We start from the raw sequence: 19,304 nt of genomic DNA on the forward strand, positions 1-19,304 counted from the left end.
GCGGCTACATCGCACCCTGCTGGATGAACACTTCCGTATCAAGGGGAGGACAACCTGGTATGAGTCGGTAGAGCAGATGCAGACAGACCTGGACAGCTATCTGGATCACTACAACACCCAGCGGCCACATCAAGGCAGGATGATGGAAGGACAGACTCCCTACAGCATGTTCAAAAAGGGTCTGAAATTGATACCGAAGGAAGTGCGCACTAAAGTAGCGTAAACAAGACACCGGTTTGAGGCCGGTGTCAGGTGATAACTAGATCTGTACACATCACGAAATTCTATAATACCTAAACAACTCTGCAAGCTTACCTTTTGAGTACTCACCTCTCTGACAAAACTGGCTTTCAATTACTTCCCTATTCTCGACAAGAGCATTCGGCACTTCAGTTGTTTGGCTTTTGCTTGCAAGACCAATAATCGTTTGCAATATTTCGCAAGCGGTAGACTCATCATCTTCCCTGATTAAAAATTCGATAGTTTCACTTATAAAACAAAATGCTTCAGATGGACTCATTTTGCAGATGGCATCATCTCTAAACTTTTCAAAAAACCACTCATCCTCTATAGAGCCTGAGTTCCAATGCTGAATAGCCTCATTCAGTGCATCACGATATGACATAATCACCCCCTAATTTTGACACCACCCAAAAATCCTGACATCACATTTAAGAAGAGTTCAAATTTTCCAAGATCATTATCTATACTTATGAAAATATTAAACCATAAATCAATGCACTTCTGCATACTCTCTTCACAAAATCTCGACTACCCACATGGTCAAGATTTTAGATCTGCCCATATCTCTGTATAAAAACTCGCACATCTGGTACCCACAAAGGCGAAGTCCGTCACCATACCTTTCTTATTTATTATATCAGTACACTGCTCTCGTCCTTGACTCTCTTATAAAGTTACGCAACTAACACCTTCACCATCTCTGGCGTCCCTATTCCGACGAACCCTGACTCTGGATCATCAAAGGCACCAACCATTTTAAGAACCAGACCATTACTTTTAACAATCTCGCACAATAACCTTGTATCTATCAATTCACTAGCATTCCACCCTCTGCATATTAACGCATGAACTTCAAACTCTTCTGGCACAGCAATAAGATAGGAGCATGATTCCTCCTCCATCAAACTCACCACTGATTCAATTGACAACTCAGATAATTGAGCAGCACCAAATAACTTCAACTTTCCATCTGATTCTACTAGTTCTTCCAAAAAGTGAGCTGCGTGGCTTATCTCTACCCCTCGTTCCTTTAATCTCTTAAAAAGTTTATTGTGTCTTATAATCCGTGTATCACTTTGCCAAACTGAGTCACCAACAACACACCACAACTTAAATCCAGGTATTTTTTTAACAATAAGACTAAAAATAAACCTTAAAACTATAATTCGCGCTTCAAGGCGATTTCGAGAAGAAATCTGCCATCGAACGGCAGCTACCTTCAAATTAACCATTTGAGAAATTTCACTGAGATTGTACGTTTCGTTTTCTCTTGAAACGTCCAACGTGCATACAACATTAATATTAGTCATCAATGTCTTCACCAGCCTTGTCATTCAAGTGGGCCATCTATTTTCATGATCGCCATGGGTCCTGTTCATGACCTACAGTATTATCACTGATTTTACCGTTCTGGTATTTATTCCAGAGCCTAAATCTCATGTTGCAACGCACCTTCTTTGCAACCCTCGTCACCTCCTATGTAATGCTGGCAACGTTAGCAGCACTCGCCGTTGATCCGGTAGCCTTGGTGTTGATTTTGACACTCACATCAACATTAATAGAATATTACTCTATGAGGGATCATATATAAAATCATGATGTATCCGACATTACCAATGTGCACCTATAATATACATAGACCGTATCAAACATTGTTAAATACATCCAGATGATAGTCACCGGTTTCTTCCCAAGCATAAGGGAAAATAGCGTGACTCCCTCGACTCAAAATTACTTTTATGGCATCGACTACATTTAGGTTGAAAGTAGATGTTTTAGTTTCTCTAGATATAAGAGACGACAATTCATCTATCAACAGAGTAAAATCACCATCATGAACGGTCTCTTTAACGATTTCTTTTGAAAACAAAATACCACTTTCACTCTCAGATATAAAATTCAATATGAATTTAGCATTTTCCCGTGTTAGCCTAACGACACCATAAAAGATTACGTAATTATCACTAAAAACTGTTCTCTCGAGAATAAAGCTCAATGGTTGTCCATCAACAAGTTTATTTATCGACCTACTTAGTCCATTGTATCGCACAATACGAGAGTCCAATCTCCAAGAAGGGCTAACGATAAAACAGTATATATCTATTTTTTTAGAAAGATATTTATCCTCTATATAATTAAATATTATAGATGCAGAGTCTTTCCATGCCGAATAACTCTCACCGTTTACATAGATTTTAGTAACACTTACAGTGTCTTTCAGAGACGACTTGTCAAACCGATTAAACTCATAGTCATCATCACTCACCATACAATGATCACAAAAAAGTTTATTCATAGTGTTAATATTCATGATAGTTACTCATTAACCCCTTACCACCATTATTTAAATGCGCTTCTTTATATCCATTTACATCGGATAAATTATGGTCTTCGGGATGATATTGAACTTTATAACTGTCACCAAAGTCATACTCTATCGCCGTTCTTCTCGTACCTAACTTATCCGCGGGAAGACCTTTAAATGGGTTAAATGTGTCTGCGATGTCGGTATTTTTGCACCTCTTTTAGTAGCTCGAAAGGTCTGTCTCTTTGGCTTAAGCCGCTTTACATCCTTGGGATGTCGAATTTTTTCCCCCCGCAGCACCTTCTGTCTTGGTGGCAACTTTAGCAGCACTCGCCGTTGATCCGGTAGTCTTGATATCGATGAAACCAATATGAAGCATCTTGGCTCCTGAATCCAGCCTTGGAAGAGGGAAACTCTGCGATATGGCGATATGGATATGAGATTTACGATCAGGGATTACTTGTATTTTTCCATCCCCTCCCTTTACAACAGGATTTTCAGTGAAGTGTGAGAAAGAGTGATTCAGCAAGCTGCATATTAAAAACATCAAAGATATGAGCTTTAATAACTACAGGTTAATATCATCAAGAATTCTTTGAAGCTTATCGGGATCAGCAGCATTACCAAAATAATACTCTTTTCCTCCGTCAGCTTTAAATTCTTCAGGAGTTTTCATTTCATAAAGGACATCATATTTTCCTGACAATAAATCCTCCAACCCATCGGCATCATTCCAAGTTGATACTCTGATGTATGGACCTGAATCATCGTTGATCAATACAACTATTCGCTCACCTGTTTTTGAATCAATCATAGCCTTACCAATCAATACTCTTAAACCAACCTAGTTCTTCCTGGGCTGGGGCTATTTTCGTACTAAAACATCTTAATTCCGTTTAGGTCTCGTACGATCTGGTTTTTAGGAATTTACTTCCGTTTCTTTAACACGAGTTTTTGTCATATCGAACTCAGAGCCATCTTTGTATGTAATCTTAACTCCAAACTCACCTGGTTGACCACCTAATAGAATTGTATTTTTTGTGGTGCGAGTGGAGATTGTTCCAATTTCGTCTTCCCCCTTTACAACCCCCAGAGTCTCCTCTGCCTTGGTGGTAACTTTAACAGCACTCGCCGTTGATTCGGTAGCCTTTATCGATGAAACCAATATGAAGCATCTTGGCTCCTGAATCCAGCCCTGCGAGAGCGAAGCTCTGCCGATACTACTCAAGAGCAGTGACTCATATATCACGTTGAATGCTATAGAGTCAGGCATCAACCAGATTTTCAACTACACCCAACCAACTCGATTCTCGCTTCCTAGAATAGGAAACGAAGGCATCTTGCCATAATCACAGTGATCTTTCTTTTCGTGAACTACTTTAGTGATAGCTATATCTGCACAATCATCGTAACTCTTTGCAATGTCATTTAATCGGAGGTTACATCTCCAATATCAAACAGACCTAATTCTTTCTTATCCTTTGATTGATACCGAACAGTCGTTTTGTCAACCCATCTAATATCACCAATACGAGCATTAAATAAAAACTCATCCGGTTCTTCAGAGAAAAGGTGTTCATTAAGAAGCTCTTTACCATCATTATCTTTTATCACAATGAAACAGTTAAACGCTTCTTCATCATGACTTCCCACCAACTCAGCTGACATGCTTTTATTCCGACTTAACTTACGTTTTATTGTGTATAAATTCACAAAATTTTCTCGAACAACCATCTCGTACGCTTCATGAAAGGGGCTCTTCGGCCATCCTTCCATATCGCACAATGAAATAAGTGAGCTGTATAGTGCATCAAGAAGAAACCTTTTCTTGGCGATTATATTCAACCCCTCAAAATAGTCAAAATCGAACGTCTTATAATACTTAATCACTGAGCTACTTAACTCAGTGGTACCAACTCTTTCATCTGGCCCACAAAGTTTTACAACAACCCTATAAACACCATCTGTTTCTATAGGATCAAAGTGGCGCTCAAAATGGGCACAAACACATCTGCTGAACAGCGTGAATTTTCGTGCCAAACCAAGTTCAAGTTTAAATGCCCACAAACTAAATTCTGTCAGTTTCATATCCATACAAACCTATATTGTTTGGCCTTTTTTGATATGGCAGTTCATACTCTGGTTGGCGAATGCCTTCTTCAAAGTGGATTTTTCCTTCCCTCGATATTGCTCCAAATTCAATTGATGAGCCATCATCTTCAAGTTGATAATTGACTCCATGGGAAGCACTACTTTCATTAAGTCACTGATCGCTGATGTCTTTCTTTTCACTATCGATGTCTGTATCCTGAATCAGATAGAGAAACTGATTTTAAGTACTCATAGTCGCATCTCAGTGTACTTCTTTTCAACTCAGCTGATTTCTCTTCCTTGACTGCAACACTAGTAGCCTCCCCAGCAAGCAGGTACGAAGGGGGCTGGCATCATCACGGTTATTCTTATTTTCCGAACAACGTCATTGACAAGATTTCTGATACCAGTTCGAGTGTTGGCAACATGCTCAGCAGATAATCGGCAAGATAAGATTGTGAGCAATCTTGACATACATAACTTTTCTTCCGGGTTGTAAGCTACCCTCAAAAAAATGCATGAATATCATTCATGATTGATTACTCAAGATAACACTTCCATCACCTCCTCTCGGGTATGGGAGTAGTGACGCTTATTAGCAAACAACATTTTCTTTAATGTGGGAATGTCCAACAAGGACGTTAATTCTCCATCTTCAATGGTTGTGTCCCCTATAAAGATGATACTTTCTAATGATTGGCTGTGTGCAAGTGGCCTCAAAGATTTAACTGCCCCACAGTCAGTTAATACAATCTCTTTGAGGTTTTTTAGCTCACTCAAAATAGCTATATCATAAACTCTTTTACAGTTTTCAATTTCTACAATCTCTATCTGCTGACACTTATCTATGCCTGAAAGATCTTCTAGCTTAGGACAGTCGGCCAAATCTAGAATGGATAACGAGCTAAGTTCCTCTATTCCTGACAATGATTTTATTTTTTTGGAGGTTAGTTGTAGACGTCTTAATAAAGACATTCTATTAAGTTCTTTCAAGTTTTCTGAAGGATAGTTAACAATATTTAGCAGATTCAATTCATCACAAGAGAAAATCGTCTTCGCTTTAGGCCTCCAAAAAAGCTTAAGTACTTTTAATTTTTTTAGTTTGGAAAAATCAGGAGCCTTCGTAAACTCACACTGTAATCCTAAATAATAAAGATTACTGATAGACTCTAATGGAGTGATATCCTTGACACCACAAGAATAAATTTCAACGCCAGAAAGAGAAGGCAAGTAATTTATAAATGAAATGTCATTTCCATTCCAGCCTGCGGATTGACTTAAACGGAGCACTGAAATATTTTCTTTATCGATTATTGATTTAAAACTATCCGACCAAGGAGCTGTCAAGACAAGGCAACGTCCCATTCCATTTTCAACCTCATCGATAAAATATTTTTCATTATTTATCAAGGAATTACCTCCTATTTATACCAATGGGGTAAATGTTGTTTGATACGTTTTGGAGAAATGGGCAAGCATACCACCCATGGTTCTTAATTCGATGTTCCTCCGCCTACTCTTCATCTATCTTCCAAGTAAAATTCTGTAACATGAACATATTGATTACAGCCTAGCTAATTTTTATACTTATCTTAATAATCATAGGACTTAACAAATACTTATCGAAATATCAACTGACTCGAATCAATCATAATAGCCATTTTCAAAGACGATAATACTTTCAGCAGGTAATGATGTGTTGTCATCCGCATCAGGAGCGTATGCGCCAATCCCCAGCACATGGGATGTTAGCGAATCAGACTCTACTTCTAGGCCCTTGTCTTTATCTGAAAGATACGTGATCAAGTCCTTGAAATGAATTTTTAGCAAGTCCATTTCTTCGAACTCTGGAACCGCTGGTTCAGTAAACTCTATCGCCTCCAAAACGCCAGAGGCGTTGTAATATGCGAACACGCCCAAATTCTCAAAGTAATCACATGGGAAGACAGACTCCTCCGCTCTTTTAAAAGAGTCAAACACTCCCCCTAATAATAATCTCACTTGGTCAGGAGTCATGCCAAACTTGATTTTCCCTGCCCCCACAAAGGGGGAAATTAAAAATCGCATAAAATACTCTCACTTAAAAATCAGTCACATGCTACAGACATAGTTCAGCATTTCGTTTTGGCATCAAATGTTTAATGGAGTATTTCAATGATGCATATCAAATGACTTTATTCATTCTTTTGGGCAAGCGCTTAGCCCGACAGGGCACTACACCACAGCAATAATTTGACCGTATTTAATCCAAAATAAAAACGCCCCAGGCGGGGCGTTGTTTTCATGGCGGCCATTACATGGCGTTGGTGGATTCGAAGATCTTGTCGGCCGACGCTTCGACGAAGCCAGGGTAGAGCACGCCGTCGGCCTGCGGATAGCGCAGGGCAAACTCGTAAAAGCAGCTCGGGATGGTGCGCACGCCGTCGCTGAAGGGCACCTCGGCCTTGTCTGCCATGGTGGAGGATTGCTCCAGCATCACCTCGGGATCGCCCTTCACCTCGCCGCCAACGGTGTTGAGCACGAAGCCTGCCGCCTTGAGCGCCGCATTCACCTGCTGGATGGTGTCGAAGTCCTTCAGGCGGTTGATGTTGACGGTGAAGTGGTTGGCACGATAACCCCAGGCGGCCATCCAGGCGGCATACTCGCTCTCTGCCAGCAGGGTCTGGTAGTCGGTGTGAGAGACCTGCCAGGGCGCGCCGGCGTAGAGGAAGGCCGGGGTGTCGGTGAGGTGATCGGGTACCTGATCCACCAGCTTGTGGATGATGGCCTGGGCACCTTCGGAGAGCTCTTCCACCTTCAGCTCGCTGATGAACACCTTGGGCGCATCAGGATCTTTATGCTCGAAGTGTTTGGCATAGAGCTTCTTGGCCTTGAATACATACTCGCCCTTCTCTTCGTACCCCAGGGCGCGGAAGTGGGCCGCCAGTTTCTCGAGACCGAGCTTGGGCAGGTTGTAGGTCCGAAACGCCACGTGATCGTTGATGATGGGGGCACCGCCGCCCAGCAGTTGATGAACCTTGTGAGCACTGGGGGTGACCTGAATGTAGTTGTCCCACAGATGGCCAAACAGGGTGTCGATATCCTTTTGCATCTCTCTTTCCTTTGATTGCGGGTACAGACAGGGGCACCTGTTCAGTGCCCCTCTTTTATTTTCTTGTTATCAGAAGGTCAGACCGGGAGACAGCTGATCCGGCATAGCAGCCTTGCTGTCTTCGACGGAGGCGACCGGGTAAGCACAGTAGTCGGCGGCGTAGTAGGCGCTCGCCCTGTGGTTGCCGGAGGCACCGATGCCGCCAAACGGCGCGGCACTGGAGGCACCCGTGATGGGCTTGTTCCAGTTGACGATACCGGCACGGATGCGCTTGAAGAAGTGGTTCCAGTCCGCTTCATTGTCACCGAGCAGGCCGGCCGAGAGACCGAAACTGGTGGCGTTCGCCTTCTCGATGGCCGCATCGAAGTCGTCGTAGCGAATGAGCTGCAGCAGCGGGCCGAAGTACTCCTCATCCGGCAGCGCGCTGACCGCGGTCACGTCTATGATGCCCGGGGAGACAAAGCCGGTGCCCGCTTCTAGGTGCTTGAGGGCAAGCAGGCTTTCACCACCGAGGCGCTGCAGGTTGGCTTGCGCCTCGACCATGCCGAGTGCGGCCTTCTCGCTGATCATGGCGCCCATGAACGGCTGCTCGGCGGCGTCATAGAGGCCGACCTTGATCTGGCCGACCACCTCCACCAGGCGCTTGACCAGGGCATCGCCCCGCTCGCCTCGCTCGACAAACAGACGGCGCGAGCAGGTGCAGCGCTGACCGGAGGTAATGAAGGCGGACTGCACGATGGCATGGACGGCGCCGTCGATGTCGCTCACATCTTTCACGATCAGCGGGTTGTTGCCACCCATCTCCAGTGCCAGGATCTTGCCCGGCTGGCCGGCAAACTGCTGATGCAGGAAGTGGCCGGTACGGGAGGAGCCGGTGAAGAAGAGGCCGTCGATGTCCGTATTGCCCGCCAGCGCCTTGCCGGTGTCGACCTCCCCCTGCACCAGGTTGAGCACCCCCTTGGGCAGCCCCGCCTCCTGCCACACCTTGACCATGGCTTCAGCCACCATGGGGGTCAGCTCGGAAGGCTTGAACACGACCGCATTGCCGGCGATGAGCGCTGGCACAATGTGGCCGTTGGGCAGGTGGCCCGGGAAGTTGTAGGGGCCGAACACGGCCACGACGCCATGGGGCTTGTGGCGCACGAACGCCTTGGCGCCCGGCATGGGGTTTTCCACCGTGCCGGTACGCTCGTCATGGGCACGGATGGAGATGGCAATCTTGCCCTGCATGGCCGCCACTTCGGTGCGGGTCTCCCACAGGGGCTTGCCGGTTTCACGGGCGATGGTCAGGGCCAGCGCCTCCTTGTGCTCGCCGAGCAGGTCGGCATAGCGGCGCACGATGGCAAGGCGCTCTTCAAGGGCTAGATCGGACCAATGGTAGAAGGCCGTGCGGGCCGCCTTGACGGCCGCATCCACCTGGGACTGGCTTGCCGCCTCACCACGCCAGATCAGCTCGTTTTTGGCCGGGTCGATGGATTCGAACGGCTTGCCTTCACCGGCCAGCCACTGGCCATCGATAAACTGGACTAAAGACATCATCAATTCACTCCCTGTGGGTACGCAGGCCGCCTCGGCAGCCTGTCTCAATGCTGTGCTGCGGGGCGGGTCAATCCAGATCGACGACGCGCACCATGTCGCCATTTTCCACCTTGAGGGCGGCCGCCATCTTGGGCGGAATGATGGCTTCGTGCTTGTCCAGATCGACCCGGATGTTGCCGTAGCAGGCGCGGTATTGCTCGAACCTGGTGTTGCAGATGAGGTAGGTATGGCCGCCGATGGGCTCACCCACCAGCACCGCCAGCTTCTGGCTGCGGCGCACGCTGCGAATGTTCTTCACCTCGCATTCGACGGTGGGGCCGGCGTCGAAGATGTCGACATAGCCGCGATTCACGAACCCCTCATCCTGCAGCATCTTGAGGGCAGGCCGGGTCTTTTCGTGGGTCTTGCCGATGACGGCGCGCGCCTCGTTGCTCAGCAGATTGACGTAGATGGGGTACTTGGGCATCAGCTCGGCGATGAAGCGCTTCTTGCCGATACCGGTGAGATAGTCGACTGTGGGAAAATCCATCGAGAAGAAATGTTTTTGCAACCACTCGTAGAAGGGGCTGTGGCCGTTGCCATCGGAGACACCACGCATCTCGGCAAAGACGGTACTGTCAAACAGCTCGGGGTGTTCGGCCATGAACAGGAAACGGTGCTTGGAGAGCAGACGGCCGTTGAGCCCCTCGCGGGCGCATTCACGCAGAAACAGGGTGCAGAGCTCGGAATTGCCGGTGTAGTCGTTGGAGAGGGTGAGGGTTTCCACGACATTGTAGATGCCGAGCTTGGGGGAGGAGTGCACCACCTTGCCGATGTGATAGTTGTAGAACGCCTGGGACAGGCCGACCGCCGCGTCGATGGCGCAGGTACCGACCATCTCCCCGGTCTCCAGATCCTCGGCCACGAAGAAATAGAGGCACTCGCCCTTGCCGGCGGGCTTGTCCAGGAAGGTCTGGGTCGAGGCATCGATCTTGCGTTGCAGCAGCTCATCGTTGACCGGCAAGGATGTCATGCCGGTGCCGGATTCGATGGCACAGGTCTTGAGGCCGGCGAAGTCGCGCTGCTCGATAGGACGGATAACCAACATAAATGACAACTCCCTTTCATTGACGACAGGTGGGGTCCCGGCTCCTGCCGGGAGGGCTCCCCACCTCAATTTGGATCAGGCGTTGACCACCTGAGCGACCGCTTTCTCGAACCGGGCCAGCCCTTCCTTGATGTCCGCTTCCGGGATCACCAGGGAGGGAGCAAAACGCACCACGTTGGTACCGGCAACCAGCGCCATCAGACCCTGATCGATGGAGGCCAGCAGGAAGTCTCGGGAGCGGCCCTTGAAGTCATCGTTGAGCACGGCGCCCAGCAGCAGGCCCTTGCCGCGCACTTCGCTGAAGCAGTGGTACTTGGCGTTGATGGCTTCCAGCCCTTCGCGGAACAGCTGCTCGCGCTGCTTGATGCCGCTCAGCACTGCCGGGGTGTTGACCACGTCGATCACCGCCTCGGCCACGGCACACGCCAGCGGGTTGCCGCCGTAGGTGGAGCCGTGAGTGCCCACTTTCAGGTGGGAGGCGATCTCGGTGGTGGTCAGCATGGCCCCGATGGGGAAGCCGCCGCCCAGCGCCTTGGCGCTGGTGAGGATGTCCGGGGTGATGCCCAGGCCCATATAGGCAAACAGCTCGCCGGTTCGACCGACACCGGATTGCACCTCGTCATAAACCAGCAGGGCGTTGTGCTTGTCGCACAACTCGCGCACACCCTTGGCAAACTCGTCGGTGGGGCTGATGATGCCACCCTCGCCCTGCAGCGGCTCCATCACCACGGCGCAGGTGTTGTCGGAGATGACGGCAGCCAGCTCCTCCAGGTTGTTGTAGGCGACGTGGGTGATGTCGGCAGGCTTGGGACCGAAGCCATCGGAGTAGGCAGCCTGGCCGCCGACGCTGACGGTAAAGAAGGTACGGCCGTGGAAGCCCTGGTGGAAGGCGATGATCTGGGTCTTGTGGGCCCCGAACTTCTCGATGGCGTAGCGGCGGGCCAGCTTGAGGGCCGCTTCGTTCGCTTCGGCGCCGGAGTTGCAGAAATAGACCTTCTCGGCGAAGGTGGCGGCGACCAGTTTCTTGGCCAGGCGCAGGGCCGGCTCGTTGGTCATCACGTTGGAGAGGTGCCACAGCTTCTCACCCTGGGATTTCAGGGCCTCGACCAGTTTGGGATGGCAATGGCCCAGGCCATTGACCGCGATCCCGCCCGCGAAATCCACATACTCGCGGCCTTCCTGATCCCAGACACGTGACCCCTCGCCGCGCACCGGGATGATTTTGGCCGGCGCATAGTTGGGAACCATCACTTCATCAAACACTTCACGTGTCACTGCCAACAACTCTGACATATTGCTCTCCTGCTATCTCGCGGCAGAATAATCCACCGCCCAAAAGTTAAATCCGTGTAAACGTGGCGGAATTATCACAGAAAAAAAGTAAAAAGTCTGTAACTTAACCGCCTATAAGGAACAATGTTCGATTGCCTTTGAGATTTTAGGCAACCGCATTGCATAACGGCTCAGGGGGTGTTGGCAAGAGATAATTTGGACAGGGAGGAGGGTGAATAAAGTCTCAGGGAAATTTTTTTTTGCCTCATGACGGTTTTGAGACAAACATCTCAATTTTTTCAGGAAACGGCCAAAAAGTTGGCCAGCAACTGGTGCCCCTGTTCGCTCAAGATGCTTTCCGGATGGAACTGCACTCCCTCCAGCGCCAGTGTTTTATGCCGCAGCCCCATGATCTCGTCCTGGCTGCCGTCGGCATGTTCGCTCCAGGCGGTGACCTCGAAACAGTCGGGCAGCGACGCCGCCTCCACCACCAGAGAATGATAGCGGGTCACCCGCAGCGGGTTGTTGAGCCCCTTGAACACCCCCTCCCCTTTGTGACGGATGAGAGAAGTCTTGCCGTGCATCACCTGACGGGCACGCACCACCCGGGCACCAAAGGCCTGTGCCAGCGACTGATGGCCGAGACAGACGCCGAGGATGGGGATCTCGCCGGCAAAACGGGAGATGGCGGCCAAAGAGATGCCCGCCTCGTTTGGCGTGCAGGGGCCGGGAGAGATCACCAGATGGCGGGGGGCAAGCCGGGCTATCTCCTCCAGGCTCAACTCATCGTTGCGCCTGACCACCACCTCTTGCCCCAGAGCGCCGAAGTATTGCACCAGGTTCCAGGTAAAGGAGTCGTAGTTGTCGATGAGTAGCAGCATGCAAACACCCTGGGAATAAGACAGAGACGGTGAGCGGACAGCCCGTTGCGAGCGCGGGCAGACAAACGCCGCGCATTCTGGCATGTCTCTTTGCGTTAATAAACCGGCGATCACCTCACCTGCTGTGCAGTCTGTCCGCTCTTCAATGGCGATCCGGGCCTGTCGACCCCACCCGGCGGTGGGCCTTTCCCCGACCGGGCAGCATCAGCCGCTCCATGTCAGGATGGCAAGGTAAAAGAGACGGGAGGCGACCGGGAAAAGGGCACAGGACGTGACAGGCAGATGGGAAGGAGTCACCTTGGCAAGGGCTGACAACGGACCTCAGCGGTCCAGATAACGGCCCTGTTCCAGTTCCCGTTCCCGCTGGCACTCGGCCAGATAGATGGCAGCCGCGATGGCCGGGGTCTTGTGGTGCTTGTCGATGGCGTTGGAGACCATCAACTGCAAGGTATTGAGGCTCTTGGCCTTGCGAAACTTGCGCAGCCAGTGACCCTTGTCACCCAACTCTTCACTCAGGGTTTGTGATTCGACAGACATGCTTTCTCTTGGGGCAAAGCCCGTGTTTGACATTGGGGAGGTTGCGACAAACCGGAAGGTGTAAAACAAAGAAAGCCAGGCATCCACCCAGCTCTCTTCTACTACACCTTCCCAGTATGTCAGGCTCGAGGAACGAAGCCGACGACATCATATACGCTGATCAGGGTTTTTTCAGCCCTTTCACGCGCCTTTTGTGCGCCAGCCGCCAAAATGGCCTGCAGATGGGCCTCATCCTGACGCAGCTCGCGGAAGCGCGCCTGGATGGGTTCCAGCAAGGCGACCACGGCATCGGCCGTTTCACTCTTGAGGTGGCCGTACATCTTGCCTTCGAAGTGCTGCTCCAGCTCCGGGATGGAGCGGCCGGTCACACCGGACATCAGGGTCAGCAGATTGGAGACCCCCGGCTTGTTTTCGGGATCAAAACGCACCACGGCCGGCTCGTCGGAGTCGGTCATCGCCCGCTTGATCTTCTTGACGATCTGCTTGGGATCTTCCAGCAAGCCGATGAAGTTGGCCTCGTTGTCGTCGGACTTGGACATCTTCTTGGTCGGGTCCTGCAGGCTCATCACCCGGGCCCCTTCGGTCGGAATGAAGGGTTCCGGCAGGGTGAAGACTTCGCCATAGAGGTTGTTGAAGCGGGTGCAGATGTCGCGGGTCAGCTCCAGATGCTGCTTCTGGTCATTGCCAACCGGCACCTGATTGGCCTGATAAAGCAGAATGTCGGCCGCCATCAGCACCGGATAACCGAACAGGCCGACGTTGACGTTGTTCTCGAAACGGGCGGACTTGTCCTTGAACTGGGTCATGCGCGACAGCTCGCCCATCTGGGTGTAGCAGTTCAGGATCCAGCCGAGCTCGGCGTGCTGGGGCACGTGGGACTGGATGAAGACGGTGCTCTTGGCCGGGTCGATGCCCACCGCCAGATAGAGGGCGGCTGCGTCGAGGCACGCCTTGCGCAAGGCGGCCGGATCCTGGCGGGTGGTGATGGCGTGCAAATCGACGATGCAATAGAGGCAGTCGAAGTCATCCTGCATGCTGACCCACTGACGCAGGGCTCCCATGTAGTTGCCGATGGTCAGCTGGCCCGAGGGTTGGGCACCGCTCAATACGATTGGTTTAGTCATCAGAGTAGTAATCCTTGTTATCCGCCAGCCCGGTCTGGATCAGACCAGCAGGGCGTCGAGTTCGGCAAACTGCTCGCAAACCCAGTCGGGGCGGGAGTCTGCGATAGGGCGGCCATAGTTGTAGCCATAGGTGAGCCCCACCACCTTCATACCGGCGGCCTGGGCGGCCAGCACGTCATTTTCGGAATCCCCCACCATCAGGGTGCGGGACGGGCTGACACCCAGCTCGTGGCAGGCGTGCAACAGCGGCTCCGGGCTCGGTTTCTTGACGGGTACGCAGTTGCCCCCGAGCCAGAGTGCGAAACAGTCGCTGATGCCGAGGGCCTCCAGAATGGGCTGCACGAAGTGACTGGGTTTGTTGGTCACCACGGCCTGCTGGTAACCCAGCCCCTGCAGACGGCGCAGGCTCCGGGCCACTCCGTCATACATGGCCAGGCCTTCCAGCAGACAGGCCTGATAGTGACGGTCGAACAGGGGGCGGGCCTTGGCAAACTGCTCCGGGGCGTCGCGGTAATCGAGAGCCCGCTGGATCAGCTTGTCGGCGCCGTTGCCGACCCAGGTACGCACCACGGCCTCGTCGGCCTCGGCCAACCCCAGCTCCGCCAGGGTACGGTTGACCGCCAGCGCCAGTTGCGGGGCGCTGTCAATCAGCGTGCCATCCAGATCGAACAGCACCAGGTCAAAGGGGCGATCAGCGACGGACATGGGCAAGCTCCGCGCGCATCTGGTCGATCACCGCCTTGTAATCCGGCTTTCCGAAGATGGCTGAGCCCGCCACGAACATGTCGGCACCCGCCTCGGCAATCTCGCGAATGTTGTCGACCTTGACCCCACCATCGATTTCCAGGCGAATGTCGCGGCCGCTCTCGTCGATCAGGCGGCGCACCTGGCGCAGCTTGTCGAGGGTGCCGGGGATGAAGCTCTGACCGCCAAAGCCCGGGTTGACAGACATCAGCAGGATCACGTCCAGCTTGTCCATCACGTACTCCAGGCAGGTGAGCGGGGTCGCGGGGTTCAGCACCAGACCGGCCTGGCAACCCTGCTCCTTGATGAGGCCCAGGGTGCGATCCACGTGATCGGAGGCTTCCGGGTGGAAGGTGATCAGGCTGGCACCGGCCTTGGCAAAATCAGGCACGATGCGATCCACCGGCTTGACCATCAGGTGCACGTCGATGAGCGCTTCGATGCCGTAATCGCGCAGCGCCTGACAGACCATGGGGCCTATGGTCAGGTTGGGGACATAATGGTTGTCCATCACATCGAAATGGACCACGTCGGCCCCGGCGGCCAGCACCTTGGCCACATCCTCACCCAGACGGGCAAAGTCGGCGGAGAGGATAGAGGGGGCAATCAGAAAGTCTTTCATCAGCGTCATCCATTGGCAGCGTGGCAGAAAAAACGGCGCAATTTTATCGTAAAAGGGCGATGAAAACGACCCGCATCTACAGAACACGCCGCTCCGGCACCATGGCTGGCACACGATGCCAGGCGCGGCTCACGGAATGCCAGCGGCAGCATCAGAAATGACAACGGCCCCCTCAGGGACCGTTGTTCACTCAGCTGGCGGCAACCAGCTCCGCCTCACCGGGATAATAGCCCTGTTCGGGCTCGATGCCGGGCGGATAGAGTGCCAGCAGCTCGGCCACCTTGTTGCGACCACCGCCGTTGCGGCTGATGGTACGCTTGACCAGGATCTCGTCGAGCCGGGCGCCACGATAGAGCTCGCGGGTCAACTCGATGTCATGGTTGCTGATGAGCACGGGCACCCCTTTATGGGCGGCGGTGTGGCGAGCCAGCCTGGCCAGCAGCGCCTGATCGTCCAGGGTGAAACCGCCTGCCGAATAGGTGGTGAAACTCGCCGTGGTGGAGAGGGGGGCATAGGGCGGATCGCAGTAGATCACCCAGTCTTCCTCTGCACGGGCCATGGCGTCGGCATAGCTTTCGCAGATGAACGTCGCCTTCTGCGCCTTCTCGGCAAACGCCCACAGCTCTTTCTCCGGGAAGTAGGGTTTCTTGTAGGAACCGAAGGGAACGTTGAACCCCCCCTTCTTGTTGTAACGGCACAAGCCGTTGAAACCATGGCGATTCAAAAACAGGAACAACTGAGCCCGTTCAAACCCGGCCGCGGTCTGGTTGAACTGGGTACGGAGCCGATAATAGGCGGTCTTGTGGTTGTGCTCGGCCACGAACAGCTTGCGGGCCTCGCTGATGAAGCTGTCCGGCTGCTGCTTGAGGTGGTTGTAGAGGCCAATGAGATCCGGATTGATGTCGTTGAGCACATAGGCGTCGTAATCCGTGTTGAGAAACACGGATCCCGCCCCGACGAAGGGCTCCAGCAACACACGCCCGGCCGGCAAACGCTCGGCGATCTCTTCGACCAGGGAGTATTTTCCCCCGGCCCATTTTAAAAACGCGCGTGTTTTTTTCATGGAAGTCCGGTGTTGACAAGGCTATGCCCAAAAAAGGGGGGTGATTCTACCCCCTTCTTCGGGTGGCTGGCTATTGCTTCAATTCTTTTTGTATCTGGGCGAATGACTTGGGCCAGGGTTGTCCCTTGAGCAAGGCAGGCGACAGCTTGCGAATGGCCGCCTTGGCCTGGGCACTGCTGGCGTAGTCTCCCTGCACCACCACATACCAGGGACTGCCACGGAAGCGGGTCTTGTAAACCCACACCTTGCCCGCCAAGCCATGCTCGGCCACAAAGCTGTCTACCGCCTTGGTGTTGCTCGCCCCCATCAACTGGATGCTGTAGTGATTCTTCGGCTTCTTGTTGAGAGTCGCCACCGGCGTCAACGCCACCTTGGCCGCCGGGGCCGCTACCGGCGCTGTCTGCGCACCACTGGCCGGTTGAGCCTCTGTCCGGGCCGGGACACTGTTCGGGGCCGGATTCTTGACCTGGGCCGTCGTTCCGGTCGGGACCGCACGGGAACCACTCCCCACCAGCTCATCCACCACGGCCGTGGGCAAGGCGCCGCTGACGTTCGGCTGGTTCATCAATTTCTCGACCACTTCGTCGGAGATGACGACTCGGCGCCCCTCATAGTTGGTTGACTCCGTGGTGACCGTCTCGCTCTCGACCTTCTTGGGCAAGGGCTTGGCATCGGACTGCCAATCGCGGGCAACCTGATTCCCTGACGGGATGGCAGCGGCGCCACTGCTCGCCAGAGTACTCAAGGCCCCGCTCGCCGCACCGACGTTCACAGGATCGCTTGAGACGGGATCGGGCAACGCCGTCCCCTGGGACGGTGCCTGGGCGGGGTCCTGGCCTGCACTGTCGAACAGGGGCAGATAGCTCAGGGCCAGCAACCCGCCCGCCACCAGGGCAAGCACGATCGCTATCTTCTTGACGGGCAACTCGGCCTGACGTTTCTTGGGCCTTCTGTCGGTCATGGTATCCTCCAGTAACTGCATGATGGCTGACGGATGTCCGCCCGCCCCATTCAGGATCTCTTCCACTTTCGGCTTGGGCAAGAGGGCTGTCGGGATCTTGAGCTCTTTGGCCTTCTCATACAAGAAGATACGTTGCTCAGGAGCGCTCAGTGGCGCGACTTCCAGCTCGAGGGCTGGCATGGCTCGTCCCTTGAGGAGCGCCTTCTGGTTACGACACCAGGCGTCATCACCCGAGAGCAGGATGGCCAGTTTATGAGGAGATGCCAGGGTATCGTTGTGACGACAGAGCGCCCACAACTCCCCCACCAGCTCGGCAGGCAAGGTATCGGCACGTTCGATGATGAGCAGCAGTCTGGCAGGCTTGTCACCCACCATGCGAAAGAAGCTGTCCGCCAGGGCATCCTGCGCGTTGAACAGGGGACGTGCCACCACCTGCTGCAACAGCAACTGGCGCACATCCGCCATCTTCATGGACGGGCTGCCGATGAGGCTGGCCACCCGCACCGCATCGGGCAGTTGGGCAAGCAGCGACTCGCACAGTGTGCCACGGCCACTGCCTGGCTTGCCGGAGAGAAAAACAAAGGGGTGGTTGAACTCGATCAGGTGCAGCAGCCGGTCAACCAACTGCCGCTGAGAAGGCAGTTTGAGCAATTTATTAGTGGTCACGACCAGACTCGATCACCGCCATCAATTGCTCGTCTGTCACATCGGCCACGACCTGGGCCTGTCCGATCCCGATCGGCAGCACCAGCCTCAGTTTGCCTTCCAGCACCTTCTTGTCACGGCGCATATGGCGAATGAAAGCGGCAAAATCCATATCGGACGGTGCCTTGACCGGCAAATCGGCGGCCAACAGCAGATCGCGGACTCGCGCCACCTCTTGCGCCGTCATGTCGCCACGGGCCAGGGCCGTCTCGGCCGCCAGCATGGTTCCCGCCGCCACGGCTTCACCGTGCAGCCAGTTGCCATAACCCTTCTCCGCCTCGATGGCATGGCCGAAGGTATGTCCCAGGTTCAGCAAGGCGCGCACGCCGTGCTCGGTCTCGTCCTGACCGACCACATCGGCCTTGATCTCGCAGCAGCGGCGAATGGCATAGGAGAGTGCATCACCGTCGAGGCGCTGCAGGCGGGTCATGTTGGTTTCAAGCCAGGAGAAGAAGGCGGCATCCCAGATGATGCCGTATTTGATCACCTCGGCCATGCCGGCGGCAAATTCCCGGGCAGGCAGGGTCTTGAGGCAGTCGGTATCGATGATCACATGCTTGGGCTGATAGAAGGCACCCACCATGTTCTTGCCGAGGGGATGGTTGACGGCGGTCTTGCCGCCGACGGAAGAGTCAACCTGGGAGAGCAGCGTGGTAGGCACCTGAATAAACGGAATGCCTCGTTGGTAGCTTGCCGCAGCAAAGCCGACAACATCACCTATCACACCGCCCCCCAGAGCGATCAGAGTGGTATCACGACCATGGCTGGTTTCCAGCAGAGCAGACATGATCCGCTCGAAGGTCGCCAGGGTTTTGTAGGCCTCGCCATCGGGCAGGATCAGGTGTTCCACCTGAAAACCGGACAGCAACTGAATGATCTGTTCAAGATACAGGGGCGCGACCACGGTATTGGTCACTATCATGACCCGCTTGCCCTTGATCGTCTGCGCCAGTACCTCGGGGCGTTGCAGCAGACCGGCAGCTATCTCTATCGGGTAGCTGCGTTCACCCAGTTCGACCTTCAACCTTTCCATGGACGT

21 protein-coding genes are annotated in these 19,304 nt (G+C 53.1%); 1 reads left to right on the forward strand and 20 read right to left on the reverse strand.

Annotated elements, in window-relative coordinates:
* On the forward strand, positions 1-223 hold a 223-nt coding region (locus AB5Y89_RS12815; RefSeq protein WP_368223883.1), incomplete at its 5' end, for an integrase core domain-containing protein.
* A 51-nt stretch (positions 224-274) separates the two neighbouring features.
* Here the strand turns inward: AB5Y89_RS12815 and AB5Y89_RS12820 are convergent.
* The 20 genes from AB5Y89_RS12820 to aroB form a co-directional block, all read right to left on the reverse strand.
* On the reverse strand, positions 275-625 hold the full coding sequence (locus AB5Y89_RS12820) for a hypothetical protein (protein WP_342040877.1): 351 nt from the start codon (positions 623-625) through the stop codon (positions 275-277).
* Positions 626-917: 292 nt separating this feature from the next.
* Complete coding sequence (locus AB5Y89_RS12825) at positions 918-1,565, reverse strand: hypothetical protein (RefSeq protein WP_139737946.1); 648 nt, start codon at positions 1,563-1,565, stop codon at positions 918-920.
* Between the two features lie 323 nt (positions 1,566-1,888).
* Positions 1,889-2,554: a hypothetical protein gene (locus AB5Y89_RS12830; protein WP_319859109.1), complete on the reverse strand. Its 666-nt coding sequence runs from the start codon at positions 2,552-2,554 to the stop codon at positions 1,889-1,891.
* A 562-nt stretch (positions 2,555-3,116) separates the two neighbouring features.
* Entirely contained in the window at positions 3,117-3,362 is a 246-nt protein-coding gene (locus tag AB5Y89_RS12835; protein WP_139737944.1) for a hypothetical protein, read from the reverse strand.
* Between the two features lie 105 nt (positions 3,363-3,467).
* A complete protein-coding gene (locus AB5Y89_RS12840) occupies positions 3,468-3,836 on the reverse strand; it encodes a hypothetical protein (protein WP_139737943.1) in 369 nt (122 codons plus the stop codon).
* Positions 3,837-3,976: 140 nt separating this feature from the next.
* Positions 3,977-4,636 (reverse strand): hypothetical protein, encoded by a 660-nt coding sequence (locus tag AB5Y89_RS12845; RefSeq protein WP_139737942.1) that lies wholly within the window; start codon positions 4,634-4,636, stop codon positions 3,977-3,979.
* Between the two features lie 546 nt (positions 4,637-5,182).
* Positions 5,183-6,049 (reverse strand): leucine-rich repeat domain-containing protein, encoded by an 867-nt coding sequence (locus AB5Y89_RS12850; protein WP_342040879.1) that lies wholly within the window; start codon positions 6,047-6,049, stop codon positions 5,183-5,185.
* A gap of 234 nt (positions 6,050-6,283) precedes the next feature.
* Positions 6,284-6,706: a hypothetical protein gene (locus tag AB5Y89_RS12855; protein ID WP_368212226.1), complete on the reverse strand. Its 423-nt coding sequence runs from the start codon at positions 6,704-6,706 to the stop codon at positions 6,284-6,286.
* A gap of 226 nt (positions 6,707-6,932) precedes the next feature.
* Positions 6,933-7,730: a DUF1338 domain-containing protein gene (locus AB5Y89_RS12860; protein WP_039039589.1), complete on the reverse strand. Its 798-nt coding sequence runs from the start codon at positions 7,728-7,730 to the stop codon at positions 6,933-6,935.
* A gap of 69 nt (positions 7,731-7,799) precedes the next feature.
* Positions 7,800-9,269: a succinylglutamate-semialdehyde dehydrogenase gene (astD, locus tag AB5Y89_RS12865; RefSeq protein ID WP_368223941.1), complete on the reverse strand. Its 1,470-nt coding sequence runs from the start codon at positions 9,267-9,269 to the stop codon at positions 7,800-7,802.
* A 67-nt stretch (positions 9,270-9,336) separates the two neighbouring features.
* Entirely contained in the window at positions 9,337-10,356 is a 1,020-nt protein-coding gene (gene astA / locus AB5Y89_RS12870) for an arginine N-succinyltransferase (RefSeq protein ID WP_039039587.1), read from the reverse strand.
* A 75-nt stretch (positions 10,357-10,431) separates the two neighbouring features.
* Positions 10,432-11,649: an aspartate aminotransferase family protein gene (locus tag AB5Y89_RS12875; protein WP_039039586.1), complete on the reverse strand. Its 1,218-nt coding sequence runs from the start codon at positions 11,647-11,649 to the stop codon at positions 10,432-10,434.
* A gap of 278 nt (positions 11,650-11,927) precedes the next feature.
* Positions 11,928-12,509, reverse strand: a complete 582-nt coding sequence (locus AB5Y89_RS12880; protein WP_041215622.1) for an aminodeoxychorismate synthase component II — start codon at positions 12,507-12,509, stop codon at positions 11,928-11,930.
* A gap of 321 nt (positions 12,510-12,830) precedes the next feature.
* Complete coding sequence (locus AB5Y89_RS12885; RefSeq protein WP_010673831.1) at positions 12,831-13,046, reverse strand: hypothetical protein; 216 nt, start codon at positions 13,044-13,046, stop codon at positions 12,831-12,833.
* Between the two features lie 119 nt (positions 13,047-13,165).
* Positions 13,166-14,170 carry a tryptophan--tRNA ligase gene (gene trpS, locus AB5Y89_RS12890; protein WP_010673830.1) on the reverse strand — a complete coding sequence of 335 codons (1,005 nt, stop codon included), beginning with the start codon at positions 14,168-14,170 and terminating at the stop codon, positions 13,166-13,168.
* Positions 14,171-14,209: 39 nt separating this feature from the next.
* The gene (locus AB5Y89_RS12895; RefSeq protein WP_049636543.1) at positions 14,210-14,875 is read right to left on the reverse strand and encodes a phosphoglycolate phosphatase; all 666 of its coding nucleotides are present in this window, start codon (positions 14,873-14,875) and stop codon (positions 14,210-14,212) included.
* On the reverse strand, positions 14,862-15,536 hold the full coding sequence (rpe, locus tag AB5Y89_RS12900) for a ribulose-phosphate 3-epimerase (RefSeq protein ID WP_010673828.1): 675 nt from the start codon (positions 15,534-15,536) through the stop codon (positions 14,862-14,864). The genes AB5Y89_RS12895 and rpe overlap by 14 nt, the downstream gene beginning before the upstream one ends.
* 190 nt (positions 15,537-15,726) lie before the next feature.
* On the reverse strand, positions 15,727-16,599 hold the full coding sequence (locus tag AB5Y89_RS12905) for a Dam family site-specific DNA-(adenine-N6)-methyltransferase (protein ID WP_049636544.1): 873 nt from the start codon (positions 16,597-16,599) through the stop codon (positions 15,727-15,729).
* 70 nt (positions 16,600-16,669) lie between these two features.
* Positions 16,670-18,226, reverse strand: coding sequence for an SPOR domain-containing protein (locus tag AB5Y89_RS12910; protein WP_263308414.1), 1,557 nt, complete (start codon positions 18,224-18,226; stop codon positions 16,670-16,672).
* Positions 18,216-19,298 (reverse strand): 3-dehydroquinate synthase, encoded by a 1,083-nt coding sequence (gene aroB / locus AB5Y89_RS12915; RefSeq protein WP_039039582.1) that lies wholly within the window; start codon positions 19,296-19,298, stop codon positions 18,216-18,218. Before aroB ends, AB5Y89_RS12910 begins: the two co-directional genes overlap by 11 nt.
* Positions 19,299-19,304 lie beyond the last annotated feature (6 nt).

The sequence above is a fragment of the Aeromonas sp. s4 genome, assembly GCF_040907855.1.
Taxonomy (GTDB): Bacteria; Pseudomonadota; Gammaproteobacteria; order Enterobacterales; family Aeromonadaceae; genus Aeromonas; species Aeromonas caviae.